The following is a 21,115-nucleotide window of genomic DNA, read 5'->3' as shown; positions in this document are numbered from 1 at the left end:
AGAGGCGTCAAGTGCCGAAGATGAAGAGCCACACCGGCATGGGTAAGCGGGTGAAGGTCACCGGCAAGGGCAAGATCGTGCGCGAGCAGGCCGGCAAGCGTCACCTGCTGGAGCACAAGAGCTCCCACGTCACCCGCCGGATGACCGGCACGGTCACCGTGGCCAAGGCCGACACCCCGCGAGTGAAGAAGCTTCTGGGCCGCTGACGCGCGCCTGACCAGTTCCCCTAAGGAGTACTTGAAATGGCACGCGTCAAGCGGGCGGTAAACGCCCAGAAGAAGCGCCGCACCCTGCTCGAGACCGCGAGCGGCTACCGCGGCCAGCGTTCCCGCCTGTACCGCAAGGCCAAGGAGCAGGTGCTGCACTCGATGCAGTACTCGTACCGCGACCGCCGTGACCGCAAGGGCGACTTCCGCCAGCTGTGGATCACGCGTATCAACGCGGCCTCCCGGGCCAACGGCATGACCTACAACCGCCTCATCCAGGGCCTGAAGCTGGCTGAGGTGGAGGTCGACCGCAAGATCCTGGCCGACCTCGCGGTCAACGACCCGGCCGCCTTCGCGGGCATCGTCGAGATCGCCCGCGCGGCTGTCGCGGCCGAGGGCACCGGCGGCGCCGCCGCTCAGGCTGCCTGATATCGCGTAGCACGTTCACGGACGCCTCCCGGCACGAGCCGGGGGGCGTTCGCTTTTCGCGGAGTCGGAGCTGATGTTCACACCTCGTACCCCCAGAATCGTCGCGGCCCGGCGCCTGCAACGCCGTAAGGATCGCGATCAGAGTGGCCGCTTCCTCGCCGAAGGGCCGCAGGCCGTTCGCGAGGCGCTCGCCGCCGGCGCGGTGCTGGAACTGTTCGGCACCGGCGCCGCGCTGGACCGCTACGCCGACCTCGCCACGCAGGCTCCGGAGGTCTCGCCGATCACCGACGACGCCCTCGCGGCGCTCGCCGAGACCGTCCACCCGCAGGGACTGGTGGCGCTCTGCGAGCAGATCGACGTGCCGCTCGGCGACGCGCTGGCGAAAAGCCCGCGGCTGGTCGCGGTGGTGGCGGAGATCCGGGATCCGGGTAACGCCGGCACCGTGCTGCGCACGGCCGACGCGGCGGGTGCGAGCGCGGTGATCTTTGCCGGCGACGCCGTGGATCCCTACAACGGCAAATGTGTACGCGCCTCAGCCGGCTCACTGTTCCATGTCGACGTGGTCCGCGCCTCACTGTCCGTCCTCGACCTCCTGCGCGACAACGGCCTGCAGGTCCTCGCCACCAGCGGCACCGGCGAGGACGACGTGGACTCGCTGCTCGACGGCGGTCTCCTCGCCGAACCGACCGCCTGGCTCTTCGGCTCGGAGGCCCACGGACTGCCTTCCTCCGCGCTGGAAGCGGCTGATCGGCGCGTACGTGTCCCGATCTACGGCGGAGCGGAGAGCCTCAACCTGGCCGCGGCCGCCGCGGTGTGCCTATATGCGTCGGCCCGCGCCCAGCGCTGACGGTATGCTGGGCCGCATGTCAGGTCACCTGTTTATACGGCCCGCTGGTCGCGGGCCGCGGATCTGACACTTCTGCGCGCAACTCCCTGACCGGCGGGCTACGGCCCAGCCGTGCCTCCGTAGACTGCCCGATGGCCATCCGGTGTTAGGGAGTAAGCCCGACCATGTCCTACCGCAACGATCCGTACGATCCGAAGCAGGCCGCCCTGCTCGCGCCCGAGGCTCTCGAAGCCGCCGTGGCCGACGCCGAGAAGGCGTTCGCCGCTGCCGGTGACCTCGACGCCCTCTTCGTCCTGAAACCGGCGCACCTGGGTGACCGCTCGCCCGTCTCGCTGGCCCGCCGCGAGATCGGCTCGCTGCCGCCGGCCGCCAAGTCCGACGCCGGCAAACGGGTCAACGTCGCCCGGCAGGCCGTGCAGGCCGCCTACGACGCCCGTCAGGCGGAGCTCACGGCCGACCGCGCCGCCCGTGTCCTGGTCGAGGAGCGCGTCGACGTCACCATGCCGTGGTCCCGCCGCCCGCGCGGCGCCCGGCACCCGCTGACCACGCTCATGGAGCACATGGGCGACGTGTTCATCGGCATGGGCTACGACATCGTCGACGGTCCCCAGCTGGAGCTGGAGTGGGCCAACTTCGACGCGCTCAACATCGGGCCGGACAACCCGGTGCGCGGCTCCTCGGACACGTTCTTCGTGGACGTACCCGGGCTGGTCATGCGCACGCACACGTCGCCCGGCCAGGTGCGCACGATGCTCGACCGGCAGCCGCCCATCTACGTGGTGAGCCCCGGCCGGGCGTACCGGACCGACGAACTCGACGCCACCCACAGCCCAGTCTTCCACCAGATCGAGGGCCTGGTCATCGACGAGGGCATCACGATGGCCCACCTGCGCGGCACCCTGGACCACTTCGCCAAGGCGATGTTCGGGCCGGACGCGCGGACCCGCTGGCGTCCCCACTACTTCCCGTTCACCGAGCCGTCCGCCGAGTTCGACGTGTGGTTCGCCCAGCACCGCGACGGCCCGCGCTGGGTCGAGTGGGGCGGCTGCGGCATGGTCAACCCGCGGGTGCTGGTCGCCTGCGGCATCGACCCCGCGCGCTACTCGGGCTTCGCATTCGGCATGGGCGTCGAGCGGACCCTGATGTTCCGCAACGGCGTCTCCGACATGCGCGACATGGTCGAGGGCGACGTGCGGTTCACCACGAACTTCGGAATGGAGTCCTGAAGCGATGAAGACGTCACTGTCGTGGCTGCGCGAGTACGTCGAGCTGCCCGCGGGGATCACCGCTTCGGAGCTGGACACGGCGCTGACCAACCTCGGCATGGAGGTCGAGGGCATCGTCGACCAGGCCGCCACGGTCCTCGGTGACCTGGTGGTCGGCCGGGTGCTGACGATCGAGGAGCTGACCGGGTTCAAGAAGCCGATCCGGTTCTGCACGGTGGACGTCGGCCGTGACGCTCCGCAGGAGATCGTCTGTGGTGCGACGAACTTCGCCGAGGGCGACCTGGTCGTGGTGATCCTGCCCGGGGGCGAGCTGCCGGGCGGGTTCAAGATCGGGGCGCGGAAGACGTACGGTCACAACTCGAACGGCATGATCTGCTCGGCCGCCGAGCTCGGGCTCTCGGGTGACCACGCGGGGATCATCGTGCTCCCCTCGGGGACACCTGGTGAGGACGCTCGTCCCGTCGTCGGGCTCGACGACGTGCTGATCGAGGTCGAGATCACCCCGGACCGGGGCTACGAGATGAGTGTCCGGGGCATCGCCCGGGAGCTCGCCGTGCACTTCGACGTGCCGTTCACCGATCCCGTTATTCCGGTTATTTCGGACTTGTCAGGCGGGGATCCCTGGGATGTGACGGTGGAGGACACCGTCGGCTGTGACCGGTTCGCTGCCCGCGTCGTCCGTGGCATCGACCCCGCCGCGGCCTCTCCCGAGTGGATGCAGCGGCGGCTCGTCGCGGCCGGCATCCGGACCATCTCGCTGCCGGTCGACATCACGAACTACCTGATGCTCGAGTACGGCCAGCCGATGCACGTCTTCGACCTGGACCGGCTCCGCGGTGGCCTCGTGGTGCGCCGCGCCCACCCCGGCGAGAAACTGACCACCCTGGACGGCGTGGCCCGCGTGCTCGACGCCGAGGACATGGTGATCTGCGACGAGACCGGGCCGATCTCCCTCGCGGCGGTGATGGGCGGCGAGACCAGCGAGTGGCAGCCGGGCACGGTGGACGTGCTCCTGGAGGCCGCGCACTGGGACCCGATCATGGTCGGCCGCACCGCGCGGCGGCACCGGCTGTTCTCCGAGGCCGCCAAGCGCTGGGAGCGCGGCGTGGACCCGCAGGCCGCGCTGCCGGCCCTGGAGCGCGCGGTCCAGATCCTGGTCGAGCACGCCGGCGGCACCGTCGACGAGCGGGTTCTGGACATCAACCACGTGGTCCCGCCCGCGCCGATCACGCTGCCCTCTGACCTGCCCTCGCGGATCATCGGGCTGCCCTACTCACCGGCCCGGGTGGCTTCCCTCCTCGCCAAGATCGGTTGTTCGGTCGACGGCGAGACCGTGGTGCCGCCCAGCTGGCGTCCCGACCTGCTCGCCCCGATCGACCTGGTCGAGGAGGTGGCGCGGCTCGGCGGCTACAACGACATCCCGAGCGTGCTACCGCCCGCCGGCAGCAGCAACGGGCTCACCGCGGCACAGAAGCGCCGCCGGTCGATCGGCCGGGCCCTCGCCGAGAACGGATACGTCGAGGTCCTCTCGTACCCCTTCGTCGCCCCGTCCGTCGCCGACGACCTCGGCCTGCCGCCTTCGGACCCTCGGCGCAGCGCGGTGCGTCTCACCAACCCGCTCTCCGAGGAGGAGCCGCTGCTGCGGACCAGCCTCCTCGCGCCGCTGCTCGGCACGCTCAAGCGCAACCTGGGCCGGGGACGCCGTGACGTCGCGCTCTTCGAGACCGGCACGGTGTTCCTGCCGCACCTGACCGCTGCCGCGCCGCCGGTTCTGGGCGTCGACCGGCGTCCCACCGACGACGAGTGGGCCGCGGCGAACACGATCGTCCCGGCGCAGCCGTGGCATCTCGCGGTGGTGCTGGCCGGCGACGTCGAGCCGGCCGGGTGGTGGGGCGAGGGCCGTCCCGCGAGCTGGGCGGACGCCATCGAGGCGGCGCGCGTCACGCTTTCCGCGGCGGGAATTCCCGAAGACCGGATTACCGTACGCGCAACCGAACACGCCCCGTGGCACCCGGGCCGCTGCGCCGAGATCCTGGTCGACGGCCAGGTCACCGGCCACGCGGGCGAGCTCCACCCGGCCGTGATCGCCGCCTTCGATCTCCCGAAGCGAACCGCCGCCGCCGAACTGAACCTCGACGCGCTCCCGTCCGTCCCGGTCGTCGACGCGCCCCGGATCTCCACGTTCCCGCCGGCCCTGATCGACGTGGCGCTGGTCCTTCCCGCGACGGTCCCCGCGGCCGAGGTGCAGGCGGCGCTCTCGGAGGGCGCCGGATCTCTACTGGAATCGGTCGCCCTGTTCGACGTGTACGAGTCGTCGCAACTCGGCGAGGGCAAACGCTCGCTGGCCTACAAGCTGACGTTCCGCGCCCCGGACCGCACCCTGACCTCCGAGGAGACGATCGCCGCCCGCGACGCCGCCGTGGCCGTCACCGCCTCCCGCTTCGGAGCCGTCCTCCGCGGCGCCTGACCTCCCGGGCCGCCGGCCCTCCAGCCGGCGGCCCACCCACACCCCACAGGTCGCACACCCCGCATTCCCCACCCGGTGTCCACCCCTCGCGTCCGCACACTCACCTCCACGCCGCACCCTCCGCACCTCCCCGCCCCCTTTCGCGCCCCGCTCGGCAGGATCGTGGGCGCCGAAGCCACCGCTGGACGGCCCGAACGCCCAAGATCCAGCACCGCCACGCAACCTTGACCACCGCAACCGGTCCGGAGCGGTCTGGGCGCCCAAGATCTAGGAGAGCGCCGGGCAACCGGCGGATTGTGGACGTTGACAGCTCCCGCCGGTGCGGCGGCGCGATGACGAGGGGTGGATCGTGGACATCGTGGCGGAGGTGCTGGCGGCGGCGGAGCGAGACGACCGGGCAGCCCTGATTCAGCTGCTGCATCCCTACCTGCATTGGACCGAGGGTGGCCGAACCATCCGCGGCCGCAACAACGTCTTCGCCCGCCTCGCCGCGGGCCCTCCACCCGCGCCGGCCGCTGAGCACGAGCTGCGGGACGGCCAGATCTACCGCTGGGTCTCCTCCTGAAGCTGATGCCGGCGCCGCCAGGCCCAGATCAGATAGGTCCCGCACACGACCAGCATGGTCACGCCAACGGCGATCCACGCCCAGCGGGCAAGGGCGTCATCCGCCCACGCGGCCCGCGCGAAGGCCGGCACCGCCAGAATCAACGGGCCGACCATGGTGAGATCGGACAGGGTCAGGTCGCGGAGAATCCGTCCCTTCATGTCCACATCGTACGGTCCCGGGTCAGTCCCACCAGAAGCTCCAGACCGGGGCGTCCAGGAGGTCCGACGCATATTCCTCCAGGTCGCCGGAGCCCTGGTCGACGTTGTCGGGGCAGAACGCGTAGTGCTCGGCGGCCACGGCCAGGGCGTGCCCGGCATCGACGGGCGGCGCGGCGACGGAGAGGTAGAGAACATCGAAGCCGACCCCGATCAGCCGCGCGCCGAACCGGTCCTCCCAGTTCCGCAGCACGGCCGAGATCTTGGCGGTGTCGTTCTCGAAGTTGGTGGGGCCGGTCCACGCGACGTCCGTGATCGTGTCGGCGCCGCGGCCGGAGCGGATCAGGCCGATGCGCGGCAGGGCGAGGCAGCGCTGGGCCAGAATCTCGTCGGCGAGCCGATCGGCGCGCTCACCGGGATCCTCCTGGAGGATCCCGGGACTGGCCAGCCCGGACCAGTCGTCACCGGCCCAGCCGCCGAGGAGCGCGCCGGGATAGTGATCCTCCGGCCGGGACTTGATCTGCCCGGGGTGCAGGTCGCCGGGGTCGCGCCAGGGCCGGCCGGGGTCACGCTCGGAAAGGGCGCCGAGCAGCAGCGGCCACCATCCGGTGCGCTCGTGCTGGGCGCGCAGGGTGGCCCACCAGCCGGGTTCCGGCGCCGGGCCGAGCCGGAGCCCGTCGGTGGGCGACTCCCACGCGCCGCCGGTGGGATCGGTGTCGATGCTGAGCATGCCCGGGAGCGTAGACCCGGGGTACGACGATTCCCCTACGCCTTCTCGACCTCGCGGAGAGCCAGGGCCGCGTCCAGCACAGCGACCGCGCTCTGCCAGCCCTTGTCCTCGATCGAGTCCTCCAGACCGGCCCGGTCCCGGGCCTGCCCGAGGCTCTGCACGGTGAGCACGCCGTGGGCGACGGGCGTGCTCTCGTCCAGCGACACGCGGGTGAGGCCGCTGGTGACGGCGTCGCACACGTACTCGAAGTGCTGTGTCTCGCCCTTGATCACAACACCCAGGGCGACCACCGCGTCGTACTTGCGGGCCATCGCCTGCGCGACCACCGGAAGTTCGACGGACCCGGCCACGCGGGCCACGAACACCTCCCGGACACCGCAGGCCTCGGCCGCCGCCTTCGCCCGGTCGATCATGTGCTCGACCAGGTCGTTGTGCCAGCGGGAGCCGACGATGCCGAGCGTGAGCCCGGCCGCGTCGACGGTCTGCATGTGCGGATCACCGAAGCCGGCCATGTAAGTCCCCCTTTTTCGTTATTTTCCCCTGAAATGGGGACTTGGTCAGCCCAACGCCTCGAAGAGGTGACCCATCCGGTCCCGCTTCGTCCGCAGGTACCGGACGTTCTCCGGGTGCAGCCGGACCGGCAGCGACTCCCGGCCGGTGACGCGCAGCCCGTACCCCTCCAGCCCGGCCCTCTTGGCCGGATTGTTCGTCAGCAGCCGCATGGACCGCACGCCCAGGTCGTAGAGGATCTGCGCGCCGGTGCCGTAGTCACGGGCGTCGGCCGGCAGACCCAGCTCCAGGTTCGCGTCGACCGTGTCGAACCCGCGGTCCTGCAGCTGGTACGCCTGAAGCTTGTGCAGCAGCCCGATACCGCGACCCTCGTGCCCGCGCATGTAGAGCACCACCCCGCGCCCGGCCGCCGCGACCCGTTCCAGAGCCGCGTCGAGCTGCGGGCCGCAGTCGCAGCGCTTGGAGCCGAAGACGTCTCCGGTCAGGCACTCGGAGTGCACCCGGACCAGCACGTCCTCGCCGTCGCCGAGGTCGCCGTAGACCAGCGCGACGTGCTCGCCGCTGTCCGCCTCGGTGCGGTAGCCGACGGCGGTGAAGACGCCGTGCTCGGTCGGCAGGGCGGTCTCCACGACCCGCTGCACCTGGCGGCGCTCCTGGCTCTCGCGCAGGTAGGTGACCAGCTCAGCGATCGTGATCAGCACGAGGTCGTGCTCGGCGGCGAACTTCTCCAGGTCCGGGCGGCGCTGCATGGTGCCGTCGTCGTTGACCATCTCGCAGAGGACCCCGGCCGGGCGGAGACCCGCCAGCTCGGCCAGGTCGATGGCGGCCTCGGTGTGACCCGGCCGGCGCAGCACGCCGCCCTTCTTCGCCCGCAGCGGCACGACGTGTCCCGGGCGGGACAGGTCGCCCGGCTGCGTGTCGGCGGAGGCGAGCAGACGGATCGTCCGGGCGCGGTCGGCGGCGGAGATGCCGGTGCTGACCCCGGTCCGGGCGTCGACGGCCACCGCGTACGCGGTCCCCCGCTGGTCCTGATTGGTGTGGTACATCGGAGGCAGGTCGAGGCGGTCGGCCTCGTCCTCCGTGATCGGCACGCAGATGTACCCGGACGTGTAGCGAACCATGAACGCGACCAGCTCCGGCGTGGCGTGCTCGGCCGCGAAGATCAGGTCTCCCTCGTTCTCGCGGTCCTCGTCGTCCACCACGATCACCGGCCGGCCAGCCTTGATCTCGGCGATCGCGCGCTCGATGCTCTCAGACATTGCGGCTCCCCAGCATCTTCTCGACGTACTTGGCGATCACGTCCACCTCGAGGTTGACCGGCTCGCCGATGTCCTTGCTGCCCAGCACGGTGTGCTTGGAGGTGGCCGGGATCATCCCGACCGAGAAGGTGTCCGCGGTGACCGCCATGACGGTCAGCGACACCCCGTCCACGGTGATCGAACCCTTCTCCACCACGTATTTCGCGAGTTCGGCGGGAAGCGAGAAGGTGACCACCTCCCACTGGTCGGCCGGTTCGCGGCCGACGACCTTGCCGACGCCGTCGACGTGACCCTGCACCAGGTGACCGCCGAGCCGGCTGCCGACGGTGGCGGCGCGCTCCAGGTTCACGTTGCTGCCGGTCCGGAGCACACCGAGTGAGGAGCGGCGCAGCGTCTCCCCCATCACGTCCGCGGTGAAGACGCCGTCCACGTTGTCGATCACGGTGAGACAGACGCCGTTGACCGAGATCGAGTCACCGTCCTTCGCGTCCGAGGTGACCAGCGGCCCGCGCACCGCGATGACCGCCGAATCCTCGCTGCCCCCGGTGAGGCGGACGACCTCGCCGAGCTCTTCCACGATGCCCGTGAACATTCAGCTCTCCTTGTTGTTCTTCAGGGATGCTGTGAAACGCAGGTCTCCGCCGATCTGCGCGATGTCGGTCAGGTCCAGCTCGATCGCGTCGGCGATCGTTCCCACGCCGGCCTCGATCAGTGCGGCGCGGCCGGCGCCGAGCAGTTTGGGCGCGATGTAACCGATCACCCGGTCGACCAGGCCGGCCTCCAGGAACGCGCCGGCCAGCGTCGGGCCGCCCTCCAGCAGGACGTTGCGCACGCCTCGCGCATACAGCCCGGTGAGCAGCGCGTTCAGATCGACGCGGCCGTCCGGTCCGGCGCCGGCGGCGGCCGCGGTGACGATCCAGGTGGGTGCGGCCGCGTCGCGCACGCGGGCGTTTTCGGGGGTACGGGCAAACGAGTCGACCACCACGCGGAGCGGTTGTTTGATCGCGAGAGTGCCGTCGCGCAGGTCCCGGACAGTGAGTTGCGGGTCGTCGGCGAGGACCGTGCCGACGCCCACCACGATCGCGTCCACCGTGCTGCGCAGGACGTGCACGTCGGTGCGCGACTCGGCCGACGAGATCCACTGGCTCGTGCTGTCGGCGGCGGCCGATCGCCCGTCGAGGGTCGCCGCGAACTTCCAGGTCACATAGGGGCGGCCCCGCCGCACGGCGGTCAGCCAGGCGACGTTGCCGAGTTCGGCCTCCGCCCGGCGTACCCCCGTGGCCACCTGGATCCCCGCGGCCCGCAACGTGGCCGCCCCGCCGGCCGCGACCGGCGTCGGGTCGTCGACCGCGATCACCACGCGGCGCACCCCGGCCCCGATCAGCGCCTCCGAGCACGGACCGGTGCGCCCGGTGTGGTTGCACGGCTCCAGGGTGACCACGCAGACACCGCCGCGGGCCCGCTCACCGGCCTGCGCCAGGGCGACGATCTCGGCGTGCGGCCCGCCCGCATAGGCGTGGAAACCCTCACCGACCACCTCGCCGTCCGCGGAGAGCAGGAGGCAGCCGACGACCGGGTTGGGGCTGGTCGTGCCGAGGCCACGGCCGGCCAGCGCGATCGCGCGGCGCATCGCCTCGTCCTCGGTCACCATCGGTGCTCTTCCTCTCGCGCGGCACGATCACGCGCGGAGGGTTCGGGAGATAACGCCGGGAATCGGACAGCAGGGTACGCTTCGCGCACCCCGGCGAGAATCGCGCCACGAGGGCACGACCCGTCCGATTCCGCGCGCTGTCTCCCATCCGGACTGTCTGATCAGGCGACCGCCTGATCAACCGTCGGCCCTGGAGTCTCACCAGGTCCACCGTCCGCCTGTGGAAGGCGTCCGGGTCGCGGGCTTACCGACGCAACGCGTCGGATCACCGCCGGTTCGGAATTTCACCGAGTCCCGCCAGCGCGTGGTGGGTCAACCCCGAGTCTTGCACGAGACGGCGGATTTGCCATCTCCCAGGCGAGCTACTTCACATCCCGGACCAGCGCGGCGGCGTACTCCAGCTCGTCGTCGGTGTTGTAGTAGTGCGGCGAGAACCGGACCATCGGATGCACGTCGCGGAACTCGTTGTCGAACTGGTTGTCCAGCGGCTCGGTCGCCGTCACGTTGACGCCGGCCGCAGCCAGCCTGGTCACCACGTCCGCCGAGTCCACCCCGTCCAGCTTCGCGGTCACGATCGCGCACCGCGTGCTTCCCAGGTCGTGCGTGGTGACACCGGGGATGTCGTCGAGCAGGGCACGCAGCCGGGCACCGAGCTGGAAGGCTCGCTTTCCGATCTCTTCAAGACCAAGATCAAGCGCTTGGCGTACGGCGACCGCGAGCCCGATCGTGTTGACATAGCTGTTCTCCCACGTCTCGAAGCGCCGCGCGCCTTTCACCCACGTGAAGCCCCGAGCGCCGTCCCACGTAGCCGACCGGATCTCGGCGACGTGCGGATCGAGACTGTCCAGGAACGACTCCCGGATCCAGAGGAAGCCGGTGCCGCGCGGGCCACGCAGGAACTTGCGCCCGGTGCCGCAGAGCGCGTCGCACCCGATCTCCTCGACGTCCACCGGGAACTGGCCCGCCGACTGGGTGGCGTCCAGCAGGTACGGCACGCCGGCCGCCCGCGCGATCCGGCCCACCTCGGCCGCCGGGTTGACCAGGCCGCCGGAGGTGGGCACGTGGGTGAGGCCGATCAGGCGGGTCCGGTCGTCGATCAGCCGCGCGAGCTCGGCGGTGTCGATCTGGCCGTCCTCGTCGTTCGGGACGACCACCACCTCTGCCCCGGTCCGCCGCGCGGCCTGGAGGTAGGCGAGGACGTTGCTGCCGTACTCGGCACGGCTGGTCAGGATCCGGTCGCCCGCACTCAGCGGCAGCGAGTAGAAAGCCGCCTGCCAGGCATGGCTCGCGTTGTCGAAGAGGGCGATCTCGTCGGGCCGGCCGCCGAGCAGGTCGGCCAGCGCCGCATAGGCGTCGCCGATCCGGTCACGGGCCGCGTCCGCCGCCTCGTAACCACCGCCCTCGGCCTCGGCCCGCAGGTGCGCGGTCATCGCGTCGAGGGTGGGCTGCGACATCAGGGCCGCGCCGGCGTTGTTGAGGTGGATCCGGTGCTTGCAGCCGGGCGTGATCGCCCGCAGAGCGTCGACATCCATATCCGCACCCTGCCACACCCGGCCGGGTAGACACTGTCTACGCTGGGCTGGTAGACAGTGTCTATGCCCACTGACGACGACTTACGGGCTCGGCTCGTCCGCGTGGGTGCGGAGCTTCTGCGTACCGAAAATGCCGGGTCCCTGTCCTTGCGCGAGATCGCCCGCCGCGCCGGCGTCTCGCACGGCGCACCGCGCCGCTACTTCCCCACCCACCTCTCGCTGCTCTCCGCGATCGCCCGCTCGGGGTTCGCCGACCTGTCCCGGGAGATCACCGGCGCCCTGGCGCTCTGCCCCGCCGAGCCTCGTGCGCGGATCACCGCGCTGGCCGGGGCGTATGTGCGCTTCGCCGACGCCAACCGGAGCATGTTCGAGCTGATGTTCCGCCACGACCTGCTGCAGAGCGGATACCTGGGCCTGCGCGAGTCCAGCCTGCCACTGTTCCGGCTGCTGGTGGACCTGGTCTCCGAGGCACGGCCGGACCTGCCCCGGGCGCCCGAGGTGACCGCCGGCGCGCTCTGGTCCGCCCTGCACGGCATGGCCCAGCTTCGCAACTGGGGCACGCTGCAGCTGGCCACCGGCGCCTCCGACCCCGCCCCGTTCCTGGCCGCCATCCTCGACGCCCACCTGGGAGGCACCGGATGACCCTGTACGAGTTCACCAACCACACGCTCGGCGCCCTGGTCCGGACGATCTGGCGGCCTGCCGTCAGCGGGCTGGAACACCTGCCGTCCGGCGGCGCCATCCTCTGCCCGAACCACCTCTCCGTCGGCGACCAGCTCTTCCTCGGCGTCACCACGCCACGCCACATTGCCTTCTGGGCGAAGGCGGAGTACTTCCGCGCCACCGGACCACGCGGCGCCCTCACCCGCCGCATCGTCACCGGCCTGGGCGCCATCCCGGTCGAGCGAGCCGGCGGCCGCGCCGTCCTGACCGCCTTCGACGCAGCGGCCCCGATCCTCCGCGCCGGCGGCCTGGTCGCCGTCTTCCCGGAGGGAACCCGCTCGCCGGACGGCCGCCTCTACCGCGGCCGCACCGGCGCGGTCCGCCTGGCCGCACAGGTCGGCGTGCCACTGGTCCCGGTCGGCATCCGCGGCACCTCCCCGGGCGGCCCACTCCTGCGACCGGTCTCCATCACCTTCGGCCCGGCCATCGATCCGCCGGCCGCGGACAGCGCGCCGGCTTCGATCCGCGCTCTGACCGATGAACTGATCTCCCGGATCCAGGGGCTGACCGGTCAGCAGTATGTGCCGGCCTACGCCAACTCATCCAGGGACCGCACCACGTAGGTGGCGGTGACGCCGGCCGGAAGGCCGCGGCCCCGGCGGTCGACGAAGGCGGTGTCGATCTCAAGGGCGGTGGCGCCGGCCAGGTCGGCGTCGACGGAGTCGCCGACGTGGAGGACGTCGCCGGGGTCCATCCCGAGCTTGTTCAGCGCCATCAGGAACGGCTCGGGCCTCGGCTTGTAGGCACGTGCGTCCTCGCTCGTCACCACACCCTCCACCACGATCCGGTGGTGGAGCAGCACCCGTTCCAGATCTCCGCGGTCCACGTCGGACACGAGGCAGACCGGAGCGTCGACAGTCTCCAGGAACCGCAGGCCGTCCTCGAACGCACGCGCCGTTCGCCCCTGCGCCCACACCGCCCGCGCGTCCATCCGCACACCGAAGTGCGCCGCGGTCTCCGCGACACTCCGGACGGTCAGTTCGGCGAGCGAGCGGAACCGGGGGCCGTGCGCCTCCTCGGCCGCCGCCCAGATCCTGTTCTCCCAGTCCTCGACCACCGCCTCCAACGACATTTCTGACATTTCCGAAATGTGTTTGCAGGCGGCCAGAACGCGGGACTCATCGTCCTCGATCAGCGTGCCGAAGACGTCGACCAGGTACCCCCGGTAGTCCATCTACTCGGAGTCGCTCCGGCGCCGGTCGATCGCCACGTAAGAACCAGGCTGCGACTTCGCGACCTTCTTCATCTCCGAGGCCACCGCGATCACCACCCGAGGGTCGGTGAACCGCCGCCCGTCCGCGGTCGTCTGCGCCACCCCGATGGAGAGCGTCACCAGCGCGGCCTTCTGCTTGTTGCCGCGCCGGTCCGGCACCTCGATGTAGCCGCGTTGCGCGTCCTTCGACTCATACAGCCGGTCGGCGACCTGCTCGAAGTCGGTGACAGTCCGCTTGGTCAGCGGCAGCACCTGCTCCGGCGCGCAGATGAACACGAAGTCGTCGCCGCCGATGTGGCCCAGGAAGATCGACGGTTTGCCGGTCTCGCCGGCGGCCCGCTGCAGGCTCCGGGCCAGAGCCTGGATGAACTCGTCGCCGCGGTCGAACCCGTACACGTCGTTGACGCTCTTGAACCGGTCGATGTCGATGTAACCCACCGAGTATTCGCCGCCACCGCGCATCCGGTCGCCGATCTCCCGGCGGACCCGGGCGTTGCCGGGCAGCCCGGTCAGCGGCGACACCTCGCGGAACTCCTTGTTGCGGCGCAGCGTGGTGGTGACCCGGGTGATCAGCTCGGACGTGTCGAACGGCTTGACCAGGTAGTCGTCGGCACCCGCCTTCAGACCGTAGACCTTGTCCGCGGTCATCGACTTGGCGGTCAACATGATCACCGGCAGCGCCGACGTCAGCGGCTCCGCGCGCAACTGCCGGATCAGCTCGACCCCGTCCATCCGCGGCATCATCCAGTCGACGATCGCCAGGTCGGGCCGGTGCGTCTCCATGAGGTCGAGCGCCTCCTGGCCGTTGCCGGCCCGGATCACCTCGAACCCCTCGATCTTGAGGTTGAACTCGACGAAGCCGGCTATGTCCTTGTCGTCGTCGACCACCATGATCAGGTCGGGGCCGGTCTCCGGTTCCAGCTCCAGAGGGTCGATCTCGGGTCGCGACTCAGCCGTGCTCATCGCACCTTCCTGGACTACGCCGTGTCATGAATCTCGATGATGGTCCCGCGAGACCGTCTCACGCCACCCCCATTTTCGCCGCAGCGAGCGCCCGCAGGTTCCGGATCGCCTCGGCCGGGTCGGCGGCGCCGTAGACAGCGGTGCCCGCGACGAACGCGTCGGCGCCCGCCTCGGCGGCCTGCTCGATGGTGTCCGCCGCGATGCCGCCGTCCACCTCGACCCGTACCTCCAGCTCGTTGACCGAGATCCGGCGGCGCACGTCACGCACCTTGCCGAGCATCTCCGGCATGAAGGCCTGCCCGCCGAAACCGGCCTTGATCGTCATGATCAGGATCGTGTCGACATAGGGCAGGAGCTCCAGGTACGGCTCGACGGGGGTGTCCCGGTCGATCGCCAGGCCGGCCTTGGAACCGGCGGCACGCAGCGTCTTGGCGAGCGCCACCGGGTCGTCGCAGGCCTCCGCGTGGAACGTGACGTTGTAGGCGCCCGCCTCCGCGTAACCCGGCGCCCACCGCTGCGGGTCCGTGATCATCAGATGCACGTCGAACGGGATCGTGGTCGCCTTCCGCAGGCTCTGCACGATCGGCAGCCCGAGCGTCAGATTAGGCACGAAGTGGTTGTCCATGACATCCACGTGCACCCAGTCGGCTGACCCCTCGATGGCGTGCACCTCCTCCGCAAGCCGCGAGAAGTCGGAGGCGAGGATGCTCGGCGCGATGATCGGCGATCGTTCCACGCTGCGAGTCTATGACCTGTCCCGCGAACCCGAGACGAGGTACACACCCGGCCGGCACCCACACAGCCCCGGCCCCACCAAACCGGCCTCACCGCCAGCCACCGAACCCGGCCGGCGCCCACGCAGCCCTCCACCCCACCAGACCTGCCTCACCGCCGGCCGACCAGAGCCGGCTGGCATTCGCGCAAGTGGGCAGGGGACGGAACCTGTGTGAACGCCAGCCGGATCGACTCAGCTGGTGCGGCGCAACACCGCCAGGAACATGGCGTCGGTGCCGTGGCGGTGCGGCCACAGCTGCACCGTCGGACCCGGGCCCAGCCCCGGCATGCCCGGCGGCAGCAGCGGGCGGGCGTCCACGAAGTCCACCTCGACGCCGCTGCGCCGGGACCCCTCGCTGACCGTCACCTGCGTCTCCACCATGTGCGGGGAACACGTCACATACGCCACCACACCGCCCGGCCGTACCGCGCGCAGCGCCGCGACCAGCAGCTCGCGCTGCAGGCGGGTCAGCGGCGGCAGGTCGGCCGGCGTCCGGCGCCAGCGCGACTCGGGGCGCCGCCGCAGCGAGCCCAGGCCGGTGCAGGGCGCGTCGACGAGCACCCGGTCGAAGGACTCCTCCGGCAGGTCCGGGTCGCGGCCGACGGACCGGCCGTCCATCGGGAACACCGTCACCGGCATCCCCTCGGTGGCCTGCTCGACCAGCCGGGCCCGGTGCTCGGCCACCTCGACCGCGGTCACCTCGGCGCCACGGCCCGCGGCGATCGCACCCATGAGGCCGGTCTTGCCGCCCGGCCCGGCGCACAGGTCCAGCCAGCGGGTGTCCCGGCCCTCGATCGGCGCGGCCAGCAGCGCGGCCGCCACCAGCTGCGAGCCCTCGTCCTGCACGTGTGCGCGACCCTGCCGGATCGCGGCCAGATCGCGCGGCGCGCCGCCGTTCAGATAGACGGCGTACGGCGAGAACGCGCCGGGCACGCCGTCCACCTCGTCGGCCAGGTCCACGGCCTCGGCCCGGCCCGGTCGCGCGCACAGGTGCACGACGGGCGGCTGGTTGTCCTCGATCAGCAGCCGGGCGGTGTCCTCCAGGTCGCCGCCGAGCGCCTCGGAGAACGCGCGAATCACCCATTCGGGGTGGTGGTGGACCACGGCCAGGTTGCCGACCGCGTCGGTCTCGTAGTCCGGCGCCACCCGCGTCAGCCACGCGTCCAGCGGCGTCTCGGAGATCGTCCGCATCACCGCGTTGGCGAACCCGGCCGCGCCCGGCGCCACCGAACGGACCAGGTCGACCGTCTGGTTCACCGCGGCGTGCGCGGGCACCCGGGTGTAGAGCAACTGGTACGCCCCGAGGCGCAGCGCGTCCCGGGCCGGCGGGTCGATCCGCGCCACCTCCCGACCGGCGGCCGCCCCGACGATCAGGTCGAGGGTGCCGAGTGCACGCAGCGTCCCGTACGTCAGCTCGGTCGCGAACGCCGCGTCCCGGCCGCTCAGACCCATCCCGCCCAGGATGTCGCCGAGGACGAGGTTCGCGTACGCGTCATCGCGATGCACCGCGGCGATCGCCTCGTACGCCGCCTGCCGTGCCGGATCCGACGGCGGGCGACCGCCCCGCGGAGCCCGCCCACTCCGCCCGTCGCGGGGGTGTCCCGGGCCGCTCGGCCGGCTCGGCCGGCCACCGTGCGGCCGCGAGGCCCTGTGCTCAGTCAAGAAAGCTTCTCCCCAGCCTCGATCCGCATGCCACGCGCCCAGTCGGTCGCCGACATCGGTTTCTTTCCCGCCGCACGCACCTCACCCAGCTGCACCGGGGTGGTCGCCGTGCCGGCCAGCACCTGCTTGCGCTCCACGAGCAGCTCGCCCGGCTTCAGCTGCGGCGCGTTCGCCACCGGCCGCACCGGGCCCAGCTTGAGCCGCTCGTCACGCAACGTCGTCCACGCGCCCGGCGCCGGGGTGCAGGCTCGGATCCGCCGGTCCACCGCGAACGCCGGATCGTCCCACCGGACCCGGGCGTCGTCGACGGTCAGTTTCGGCGCGAACGTGACACCGTCGGCCGGCTGCGTGTGCGCCCGCGCGGTGCCCGCCTCGATCGCGTCGAGCACCGCCACGAGCAGGCCCGCGCCCTCGACGGCGAGCCGGTCGAGGAGGTCGCCGGACGTGTCGTTGAACCGGATCTGATCGGTGAGCGTGCCGTAGACCGGTCCGGTGTCCAGCCCCGCCTCCAGCTCGAAGACGCTGGCGCCGGTCACCTCGTCGCCGTGCAGGACGGCGTGCTGCACGGGTGCGGCACCACGCCAGGCGGGCAGCAGCGAGAAGTGCAGGTTCACCCAGCCGTGTTTCGGGATCTCCAGCGCCGCGGGCGGGACCAGAGCACCGTACGCGACCACGGGCACACAGTCGGGCGCGAGCTCGCGCAGCCGCTCCTGGAACTCGGGGTCGCGCGGCTTCTCCGGGGTGAGCACCTCGATGCCGCGCTCGTCGGCCCACGCCCCGGCGGGCGAGCGGACCAGCCGGCGCCCGCGACCGGCCGGGGCGTCCGGGCGGGTCACGACGGCCACCAGCTCGTGCCCGGAGGCGGCGATCGCGTCCAGGCTCGGCACGGCAACCGCGGGTGTACCGGCGAAGATCAGGCGCATGCCCTCACCGGCCCAGCCCGAAGATGCCCCGGCCGTGCGGGCTCTCCTTGACGGTGGGCGGCTTGGCAGCGTCGTACCACTCCGCGGTGCGGATCTGCTTCATCGCGTCCTTGCGGGCGGCGGCGTCCAGCCGGTCCAGGAAGAGCACCCCGTCCAGGTGGTCGGTCTCGTGCTGCACACAGCGCGCCATCAGACCCGTGCCGACCAGCTGGATCGGGTCGCCGTGCTCGTTGAAGCCGTTGGCGACGACGTTCTGCCGGCGTTTCGTGTCGATGTAGATGCCGGGGATGGAGAGACAGCCCTCCGGCCCGTCCTGCTCCTCGTCGTCCGGGAAGGAGAGCGTCGGGTTCACGATGTGCCCGACCACGTCGTCCACGTCGAACGTGAAGACCCGCAGACCGACGCCGAGCTGCGGCGCGGCGAGTCCGGCGCCGCCCTCGTCCTGCATGGTCTCGATCAGATCCTTGACGAGGTTGCGCAGTTCCTTGTCGAAGTCGGTGACGGAATCGGCGGGCGTACGCAGAACCGGGTCGCCGAACAGACGGATGGGCTGGACGGTCACGCGGTGGTACTCCTGACTCTGGTGAACGGCACACGACCAGTTTACGGAGTGCCGATCCTCAGAAAAGGTCGGCCGGATCCACTTGGACACGCACGGTCAGCGGGGCCTTGCGCGCGCTGCGCACCCCGGCGGCCTCATGCAGCGCCTTGGCCAGGGCGTGAGCGCCGGAACGCGACACTCGCAACAGCATCCGCTCCTGCTCGTCGGCGGCCGGCACCGGGCCGAGCACCTCCACCCCGTCCGGCAGCCGGGCCAGCGACAACAGCTCGGCGACGGCGGCGGCCTGCCCGGTGACGCTCGCCATCCGCGCGGCCGGCGGGAACCCGAGTTCGCGGCGTTCGGCCAGCTCACGAGCGGCGAACCAGCCGGGATCCCAGCGCAGCAGCGCCTGCACCGGCGCCAGCCCGCCGTCCGCGACCACGATCACCCGGCCACCGTCGGGCGCGCTCCGGGCCAGCGCGGCGGCGTTCAGCCAGCGGCGCATCGTCTCCTCGGCGGCGCGCAGGTCGGCCCGGCTCAGCAGCGCCCACGTGTCGAGCAGCAGCACCGCGCCAAACCCACCCTCGGCGACCGGCTCGGCCCCCGGCGTCGCCACCACCAGTGCAGCCTCCGCCGGAACCGTGTCCAAGATCTCGTCCCGGCCGGATGTGCGCACCGGCACACCGGCGAACGCCCGCCCGAGCTCCTCAGCCGTGCGTTTGGCCCCGGTCACCGAGGCGCGCAGCCTGCGTTCGCCACAGGCAGGGCATGTGTACGCGGCACTCGCTCGGCCGCACCAGTGACAAATCGGGACGTCCCGGGCGCCCTGCAGGCCCAGCGGCCCCGAACAGTGCGGACACCGCGCCGGAGTGCGGCACTCAGCACACGCCACCGACGGCAGATAGCCCCGTCGCGGCACCTGCACCAGCACCGGGGCACCGGCCTGCAGCGCCTGCCGCGCCGCCTGCCACGCCAGACTCGGCAGCCGCGCACTCACCGCACCCGGGTCCCGCGCCAGCTGCGGATCGTCCCCGGTCGGCGCGATGGCCGGCGCCCGCCGCCGCAACGTCACCCGCGCCGCCACGATCTCCCGGGCCCACCCGGTCTCCAGCAGCAGCTGCGCCTCACCGGTCCGCGCGAACCCACCCACCAGCGCCGCGCAATCGGCCAGCTGCGCCCGTGTCAGCAGCACGTCGCGGGCATGCGGGTACGGCGAGCGCGGCTCAGCGTGCAGGTCGTCACCGTCGTCCCAGATCATCACCAGCCCGACCTTGGGCACCGGCGCCCACATCGCCGCCCGGGTCCCCACCACCACCGGCACCCGGTGACGGCTGGCGGCCAGAAACCGCCGATATCGCTCGGCGGGCCCCAGAGCCGCGTTCAGAGCGACATGACGGCCCTCCCCCAGCACCTCCCCCAGCGCCCGGTCCACCCGCCCCAGATCCCGCGCGTCAGCAACGACGACGACAACGCCCCGCCCCCCGCGCACCGCGGCAGCCGCCGCCTCAGCAATCCGCCGAGGCCACTCCTCCCCCGGCAGCGCCGACCAGACACCCCGAGCGGGCCGCCCCTCCTCGATCGCCCGCAGAAACGCGGTCCCCGCCTCATAGGAGTCCCACCCCCCAACCTCAGCCCCGCCCCGAACCCCCGCCTCAGCCCCGCCCCGAACCCCCGCCTCGGAGCCGCCCCGAACCCCCGCCTCGGAGCCGCCCCGAACCCCCGCCTCGGGCCCGGCCTGGACCCCCTCCTCGACGCCCGCCTGAACCCCGTCCCCGGAGCCCGCCTGAATCCCGTCCCCGGAGCCGACCCGAACCCCGTCCCCAGAGCCGGCCCGGATCCCCGCATCGACGCCGGCCCGGACCCCCTCCTCGGGACCCGCCTCAGCGTCCTCTCGCCCTGGCGCCACGGTCTGCGACTCCACCCGCGCATGCCGGGGCGGCACCGCAAGCCGCAGCACATCAGACAGATTTCCGGCATAACGATCCGCCACCGCCCGCGCCAGCCGGGCCACCTCGGGGTCGAGCACCTGCTCGGGCGACACCACCTTCTCCAGGTAGGCCAGTTTCCCGCCGTGCTCCGAGCTCTCCACCCGCTCCAGCAGGAACCCACTCACCAGCTGCCCGGCGAACCGCACCTTGACCCGCACACCGGGCTGCGCCGCCTCGTCATCGGTAGCCGACACCAGATAGTCGAACGGCCGATCCAGATGCGGCAGCGCCACATCCACACAGACACGTGCCACGGGCAGCCGCTCCGCCGGCTCCCGCTCGCTGCGCGTCCCCTTACCTGCCATCGCCGAACATTCTGCCCGGCCCCTCTGACATTCCCCGCCGCACGCCCACGACACAGTGCCGGGAGAACGAACGTTCTATCTGCCACCGCCGCCGCGGACCGCCGTCACAGACCTCGGGCCACCAAGCCGCCCAGAGCCGGCTCCCCCGCCCAACATCCACAAAAGGCGTCGGCGGCGCACTCCTGCGCTTCGCGCAGCCAGGCGCAGGCACGACCGGGAATCGCCCGGGGTGACGCGGGCGGGGGGCGAGGCGGGGCGAGCCGGGGCAGGCCGGAACGGGACGAGCCGGGGCAAGCCGGAACGGGACGAGCCGGGGCAAGCCGGAACGGGACGAGCCGGGGCAAGCCGGAACGGGACGAGCCGGGGCAAGCCGGAACGGGACGAGCCGGGGCAAGCCGGAACA

At 71.7% G+C, this 21,115-nt stretch carries 22 protein-coding genes and 1 riboswitch; of the genes, 8 read left to right on the top strand and 14 right to left on the bottom strand.

Annotation, left to right across the window (positions count from 1 at the left end):
* Positions 1–11: 11 nt before the first annotated feature.
* The 6 genes from rpmI (at position 12) to AB0M02_RS20350 (ending at position 5,740) form a co-directional block, all read left to right on the top strand.
* A complete protein-coding gene (rpmI, locus tag AB0M02_RS20375; protein WP_361022612.1) occupies positions 12–206 on the top strand; it encodes a 50S ribosomal protein L35 in 195 nt (64 codons plus the stop codon).
* A gap of 36 nt (positions 207–242) precedes the next feature.
* Positions 243–635 carry a 50S ribosomal protein L20 gene (gene rplT, locus AB0M02_RS20370; protein ID WP_364228839.1) on the top strand — a complete coding sequence of 131 codons (393 nt, stop codon included), beginning with the start codon at positions 243–245 and terminating at the stop codon, positions 633–635.
* A 73-nt stretch (positions 636–708) separates the two neighbouring features.
* On the top strand, positions 709–1,482 hold the full coding sequence (locus tag AB0M02_RS20365; protein WP_364228837.1) for an RNA methyltransferase: 774 nt from the start codon (positions 709–711) through the stop codon (positions 1,480–1,482).
* Positions 1,483–1,646: 164 nt separating this feature from the next.
* Positions 1,647–2,708: a phenylalanine--tRNA ligase subunit alpha gene (pheS, locus tag AB0M02_RS20360; RefSeq protein WP_364228835.1), complete on the top strand. Its 1,062-nt coding sequence runs from the start codon at positions 1,647–1,649 to the stop codon at positions 2,706–2,708.
* 4 nt (positions 2,709–2,712) lie between these two features.
* Entirely contained in the window at positions 2,713–5,175 is a 2,463-nt protein-coding gene (gene pheT, locus AB0M02_RS20355) for a phenylalanine--tRNA ligase subunit beta (RefSeq protein WP_364228834.1), read from the top strand.
* Between the two features lie 349 nt (positions 5,176–5,524).
* A complete protein-coding gene (locus AB0M02_RS20350; RefSeq protein WP_364228833.1) occupies positions 5,525–5,740 on the top strand; it encodes a nuclear transport factor 2 family protein in 216 nt (71 codons plus the stop codon).
* Here AB0M02_RS20350 and AB0M02_RS20345 read toward each other — a convergent pair.
* The 7 genes from AB0M02_RS20345 to AB0M02_RS20315 form a co-directional block, all read right to left on the bottom strand.
* On the bottom strand, positions 5,719–5,940 hold the full coding sequence (locus tag AB0M02_RS20345) for a hypothetical protein (protein ID WP_364228832.1): 222 nt from the start codon (positions 5,938–5,940) through the stop codon (positions 5,719–5,721). The two genes, AB0M02_RS20350 and AB0M02_RS20345, sit on opposite strands and share 22 nt — an antisense overlap.
* Positions 5,941–5,962: 22 nt before the next feature.
* A complete protein-coding gene (locus AB0M02_RS20340; RefSeq protein WP_364228831.1) occupies positions 5,963–6,667 on the bottom strand; it encodes a DUF4253 domain-containing protein in 705 nt (234 codons plus the stop codon).
* A 35-nt stretch (positions 6,668–6,702) separates the two neighbouring features.
* Positions 6,703–7,179 (bottom strand): 6,7-dimethyl-8-ribityllumazine synthase, encoded by a 477-nt coding sequence (gene ribH / locus AB0M02_RS20335; protein WP_364228830.1) that lies wholly within the window; start codon positions 7,177–7,179, stop codon positions 6,703–6,705.
* A gap of 45 nt (positions 7,180–7,224) precedes the next feature.
* Positions 7,225–8,436 carry a bifunctional 3,4-dihydroxy-2-butanone-4-phosphate synthase/GTP cyclohydrolase II gene (locus AB0M02_RS20330; protein WP_364228829.1) on the bottom strand — a complete coding sequence of 404 codons (1,212 nt, stop codon included), beginning with the start codon at positions 8,434–8,436 and terminating at the stop codon, positions 7,225–7,227.
* The gene (locus AB0M02_RS20325) at positions 8,429–9,028 is read right to left on the bottom strand and encodes a riboflavin synthase (protein WP_364228828.1); all 600 of its coding nucleotides are present in this window, start codon (positions 9,026–9,028) and stop codon (positions 8,429–8,431) included. Before AB0M02_RS20325 ends, AB0M02_RS20330 begins: the two co-directional genes overlap by 8 nt.
* The gene (ribD, locus tag AB0M02_RS20320; RefSeq protein ID WP_364228827.1) at positions 9,029–10,087 is read right to left on the bottom strand and encodes a bifunctional diaminohydroxyphosphoribosylaminopyrimidine deaminase/5-amino-6-(5-phosphoribosylamino)uracil reductase RibD; all 1,059 of its coding nucleotides are present in this window, start codon (positions 10,085–10,087) and stop codon (positions 9,029–9,031) included. It abuts the gene before it with no gap.
* 132 nt (positions 10,088–10,219) lie between these two features.
* Positions 10,220–10,393: riboswitch (FMN riboswitch) on the bottom strand.
* A gap of 56 nt (positions 10,394–10,449) precedes the next feature.
* Positions 10,450–11,619 (bottom strand): aminotransferase class V-fold PLP-dependent enzyme, encoded by a 1,170-nt coding sequence (locus AB0M02_RS20315; protein ID WP_364228825.1) that lies wholly within the window; start codon positions 11,617–11,619, stop codon positions 10,450–10,452.
* A gap of 63 nt (positions 11,620–11,682) precedes the next feature.
* Here AB0M02_RS20315 and AB0M02_RS20310 point away from each other — a divergent pair, with 63 nt between their 5' ends.
* Both AB0M02_RS20310 and AB0M02_RS20305 read left to right on the top strand, forming a co-directional pair.
* Positions 11,683–12,261 carry a TetR/AcrR family transcriptional regulator gene (locus tag AB0M02_RS20310; RefSeq protein WP_364228823.1) on the top strand — a complete coding sequence of 193 codons (579 nt, stop codon included), beginning with the start codon at positions 11,683–11,685 and terminating at the stop codon, positions 12,259–12,261.
* On the top strand, positions 12,258–12,905 hold the full coding sequence (locus AB0M02_RS20305; protein ID WP_364228822.1) for a lysophospholipid acyltransferase family protein: 648 nt from the start codon (positions 12,258–12,260) through the stop codon (positions 12,903–12,905). The genes AB0M02_RS20310 and AB0M02_RS20305 overlap by 4 nt, the downstream gene beginning before the upstream one ends.
* On the opposite strand, the gene AB0M02_RS20300 is transcribed toward AB0M02_RS20305, so the two are convergent.
* The 7 genes from AB0M02_RS20300 to AB0M02_RS20270 form a co-directional block, all read right to left on the bottom strand.
* A complete protein-coding gene (locus AB0M02_RS20300; protein WP_364228820.1) occupies positions 12,872–13,516 on the bottom strand; it encodes an HAD family hydrolase in 645 nt (214 codons plus the stop codon). The two genes, AB0M02_RS20305 and AB0M02_RS20300, sit on opposite strands and share 34 nt — an antisense overlap.
* Complete coding sequence (locus tag AB0M02_RS20295; protein WP_364228971.1) at positions 13,517–14,446, bottom strand: response regulator; 930 nt, start codon at positions 14,444–14,446, stop codon at positions 13,517–13,519.
* Positions 14,447–14,576: 130 nt separating this feature from the next.
* Entirely contained in the window at positions 14,577–15,254 is a 678-nt protein-coding gene (rpe, locus tag AB0M02_RS20290) for a ribulose-phosphate 3-epimerase (protein ID WP_364228818.1), read from the bottom strand.
* A 231-nt stretch (positions 15,255–15,485) separates the two neighbouring features.
* Positions 15,486–16,955 (bottom strand): transcription antitermination factor NusB, encoded by a 1,470-nt coding sequence (locus AB0M02_RS20285; protein WP_364228816.1) that lies wholly within the window; start codon positions 16,953–16,955, stop codon positions 15,486–15,488.
* The gene (gene fmt / locus AB0M02_RS20280) at positions 16,952–17,878 is read right to left on the bottom strand and encodes a methionyl-tRNA formyltransferase (RefSeq protein WP_364228815.1); all 927 of its coding nucleotides are present in this window, start codon (positions 17,876–17,878) and stop codon (positions 16,952–16,954) included. Before fmt ends, AB0M02_RS20285 begins: the two co-directional genes overlap by 4 nt.
* A gap of 4 nt (positions 17,879–17,882) precedes the next feature.
* Complete coding sequence (def, locus tag AB0M02_RS20275; protein WP_364228814.1) at positions 17,883–18,440, bottom strand: peptide deformylase; 558 nt, start codon at positions 18,438–18,440, stop codon at positions 17,883–17,885.
* A gap of 58 nt (positions 18,441–18,498) precedes the next feature.
* Positions 18,499–20,646, bottom strand: a complete 2,148-nt coding sequence (locus AB0M02_RS20270; protein ID WP_364228969.1) for a primosomal protein N' — start codon at positions 20,644–20,646, stop codon at positions 18,499–18,501.
* Between the last annotated feature and the right edge of the window lie 469 nt (positions 20,647–21,115).

The organism is Actinoplanes sp. NPDC051861, from assembly GCF_040681145.1.
Classification (GTDB): Bacteria; Actinomycetota; Actinomycetes; order Mycobacteriales; family Micromonosporaceae; genus Actinoplanes.
The sequence above is the reverse complement of the archived record's forward strand: the minus strand, read 5'-3'. Positions and strand labels throughout refer to the sequence as shown.

Coding starts and splice junctions, on each gene's coding strand:
- AB0M02_RS20365 (WP_364228837.1), top strand. CDS start 709: ATGTTCACACCTCGTACCCCCAGAATCGTCGCGGCCCGGCGCCTGCAA.
- AB0M02_RS20310 (WP_364228823.1), top strand. CDS start 11,683: ATGCCCACTGACGACGACTTACGGGCTCGGCTCGTCCGCGTGGGTGCG.
- pheS (WP_364228835.1), top strand. CDS start 1,647: ATGTCCTACCGCAACGATCCGTACGATCCGAAGCAGGCCGCCCTGCTC.
- AB0M02_RS20315 (WP_364228825.1), bottom strand. CDS start 11,619: ATGGATGTCGACGCTCTGCGGGCGATCACGCCCGGCTGCAAGCACCGG.
- AB0M02_RS20300 (WP_364228820.1), bottom strand. CDS start 13,516: ATGGACTACCGGGGGTACCTGGTCGACGTCTTCGGCACGCTGATCGAG.
- AB0M02_RS20340 (WP_364228831.1), bottom strand. CDS start 6,667: ATGCTCAGCATCGACACCGATCCCACCGGCGGCGCGTGGGAGTCGCCC.
- rplT (WP_364228839.1), top strand. CDS start 243: ATGGCACGCGTCAAGCGGGCGGTAAACGCCCAGAAGAAGCGCCGCACC.
- AB0M02_RS20325 (WP_364228828.1), bottom strand. CDS start 9,028: ATGTTCACGGGCATCGTGGAAGAGCTCGGCGAGGTCGTCCGCCTCACC.
- ribD (WP_364228827.1), bottom strand. CDS start 10,087: ATGGTGACCGAGGACGAGGCGATGCGCCGCGCGATCGCGCTGGCCGGC.
- fmt (WP_364228815.1), bottom strand. CDS start 17,878: ATGCGCCTGATCTTCGCCGGTACACCCGCGGTTGCCGTGCCGAGCCTG.
- AB0M02_RS20305 (WP_364228822.1), top strand. CDS start 12,258: ATGACCCTGTACGAGTTCACCAACCACACGCTCGGCGCCCTGGTCCGG.
- pheT (WP_364228834.1), top strand. CDS start 2,713: ATGAAGACGTCACTGTCGTGGCTGCGCGAGTACGTCGAGCTGCCCGCG.
- AB0M02_RS20345 (WP_364228832.1), bottom strand. CDS start 5,940: ATGAAGGGACGGATTCTCCGCGACCTGACCCTGTCCGATCTCACCATG.
- AB0M02_RS20330 (WP_364228829.1), bottom strand. CDS start 8,436: ATGTCTGAGAGCATCGAGCGCGCGATCGCCGAGATCAAGGCTGGCCGG.
- AB0M02_RS20295 (WP_364228971.1), bottom strand. CDS start 14,446: ATGGTGGTCGACGACGACAAGGACATAGCCGGCTTCGTCGAGTTCAAC.
- ribH (WP_364228830.1), bottom strand. CDS start 7,179: ATGGCCGGCTTCGGTGATCCGCACATGCAGACCGTCGACGCGGCCGGG.